The 2,206-nt window shown below is 78.5% G+C and carries 1 protein-coding gene and 1 pseudogene; both read left to right on the top strand.

The window, feature by feature from the left end; genetic code table 11:
• Positions 1-886 (top strand): annotated as a pseudogene (locus ACFXA3_RS16165) (hypothetical protein); the annotation flags it as partial.
• Positions 883-2,206: hypothetical protein (locus tag ACFXA3_RS16160; protein ID WP_385187231.1), on the top strand; the 1,324-nt coding region annotated here is incomplete at its 3' end. The pseudogene ACFXA3_RS16165 and the gene ACFXA3_RS16160, both read left to right, overlap by 4 nt.

Below are 2,206 nucleotides of genomic sequence, written 5' to 3'. Positions count from 1 at the left end.
CCCTCCCCCCGGCAGGGGGGCGCCCCGGCGAACACGTCCCCCCACCGCCGCCCCCGCGCCGGGGCGCCCGACCCCCCGGGTGCGGGTCCCCCCGCCCCGCCACCAGGCCGCGCCGGGGGACACCGCCGGCCAGGAGGCGCTGCGGGAGGCCGCCGAAGTGGCCCGGGTCGCCGCGCACCTGCGTGCCCCGGCCCTGCTCGCCGCGTTCCGCCGGCTGGCCGCCGCGGACGCCACCGCACTGGAGCCGGAGCGGGAGGAGGGCGACGCGTGCCCGCCGGGGGCGCCGGTGACGGAGGGCCACGCCCCCGTCGTACTGGCCCGGCTGACCGTCGGACTCACCGAGTACGACGGGTGCGTACGGGTGGAGGAGGTGCACGCCGACCCGTCCGTGCGCACCGCGGTCCTGCCCACGACCACGATCCAGGAGCTGGTGTGCGCCCTGGCCCCCGGGATCGTCGGCGCCGCCGCCCCGGCCGACGCCGGAGGTCCGCGCCTGGTGGCCGGCTCCCTCGCCTGGAGCCGCGAGCACACCGTGCTGGGCTTCGAGGTCACCGCGCCGCTCGCGCCGGGCTGCGCCGAGGCCGAGGGCATCGAGATCACCTCGCTCTCCGACACCGGCCGGGGCTGGGCCACCGACGAGGTCGCCGGGATCCGGGTGTCGGCCGACGGCCGCCGGGTCAAGGTGGACCTCGACCAGCGGCCCGCGTACGAGACGGTCCGCGTCCGCATCCGCGGCACCGGGCCCAAGCCCCTGTACGGCGCGCACCCGCGGGCGCCCTTCGCCGGCCCGGAAGGCGGCCCGCCGGGTACCGCCGACGAGGGCAACGACGCCGTCGTCACCGTCCATCTGCCGCGCGAGGCGGCCCCCGGGAGGACCGAGGAATGACGATCAGCGAAGGCACCGCCGACACCGCCCCGGCGCCCGGCCCGCCCGCTTCCCCGTCCGCGACCGCCGACGGCGGGATCGACCGGCTCAACCCCTTCGACGGGCTGTTCCTGCGCGCCGAACACCTGGCCCGCATCCAGGACTACGCCCGCGAACTGGCCCTGGCCGTCGGAGCGGCGGCCGGCCCCGGCGTCGTCGAGGGCTACGAGGTCAGCGTGCAGGACGGGGTCCTGCGCGTCGGCGGCGGCCTCGCCGTGTCCGCCGAGGGCCGCCCGCTGCGCTCGCAGCGGCTGGTGACGCTCCCGCTCACCGGCCTGGAGCCCGGACCGGACGGATTCTGGTGGGTCGAGGCGGCCCCCGACTCCCGGCCCTACGGCGACGCCCCCGTGCAGGGCGGCTACTGCGACGACCCGTGTGCCGGTACGGCCACCACCCGGCACCCCTACCTCGCCGAAGGAGTGCGGATCCAGCTCGCGGAGGCCGCCGAACGGGGCCTGGACAACCAGCTCCCGGCCGCCCGGCGCAACTTCCTCGCCTCCCGGATCTTCGCCGCCGAACGCACCGCGCACGCGCCGTGGCCGTACGGGGCCGCCGGCGCGCACCTCCCGGCGTCCTGGACCCCGCCCGCCGCGAGCCCGGGCCGGCCGAAGACCGTCCGGCTCGCGGTGCTCCTGCGCGACACGGCCGACCCCGCAGGCTGGACGGTCGACACCTGGGCCGCCCGCCGCGACCGGGCCGCCGCCCCGCCGCAGCGGTACTGGCAGGAACGGCTCGGCATGCGGCCCTGGGACGCCTACACCGCGCAGATCCTCCAGTTCCAGGACCAGTTGGCGCAGGTGCGGGGCGCCGTGCAGCCGTCCGCCGCCGATCTGCGGCCGCTGCTGGAGCAGTTGGCCCAGATCGGCGACCAGCAGTTCCTGCGGAGCCACACCAAGGACCAGGTGGGCCGGGAACTGGCCCGGCTGGTCACGGGTCTCGGCGAGGGTGCCCGGACCGGGGCTGCGGCCGCGGGCCCGTACACCCTGGAACAGCTGGGCATCGTCGAGCTCCCGCCCGCCGGGTACCTGCCGTTCGCGTCCCAGGGCGAGCGCGGCGCCGCCCTCGACGGGATCCGGGCGCTGCTGGGTCAGCAGGTCGACCTGAGGTACTGCTCGTGCGCGCTTCCCGACATCGCCCGGGCCGTGGAGGAGGCACGGCACCGCGACCGCATCCGTCTCGACGAGCCGGCCGGAGGGGGGGGGGGGGGGGCCCGCCGGCCCCCCCCCCCCCCCCCCGCGCGCCCGGGGCGCGGCGGGGGCTGCGAGAGCGCGCGCCCTATAG

The sequence above is a fragment of the Streptomyces sp. NPDC059456 genome, from assembly GCF_042750055.1.
Lineage (GTDB): Bacteria > Actinomycetota > Actinomycetes > Streptomycetales > Streptomycetaceae > Streptomyces.
This window is presented reverse-complemented; position numbering and strand designations above follow the sequence as displayed.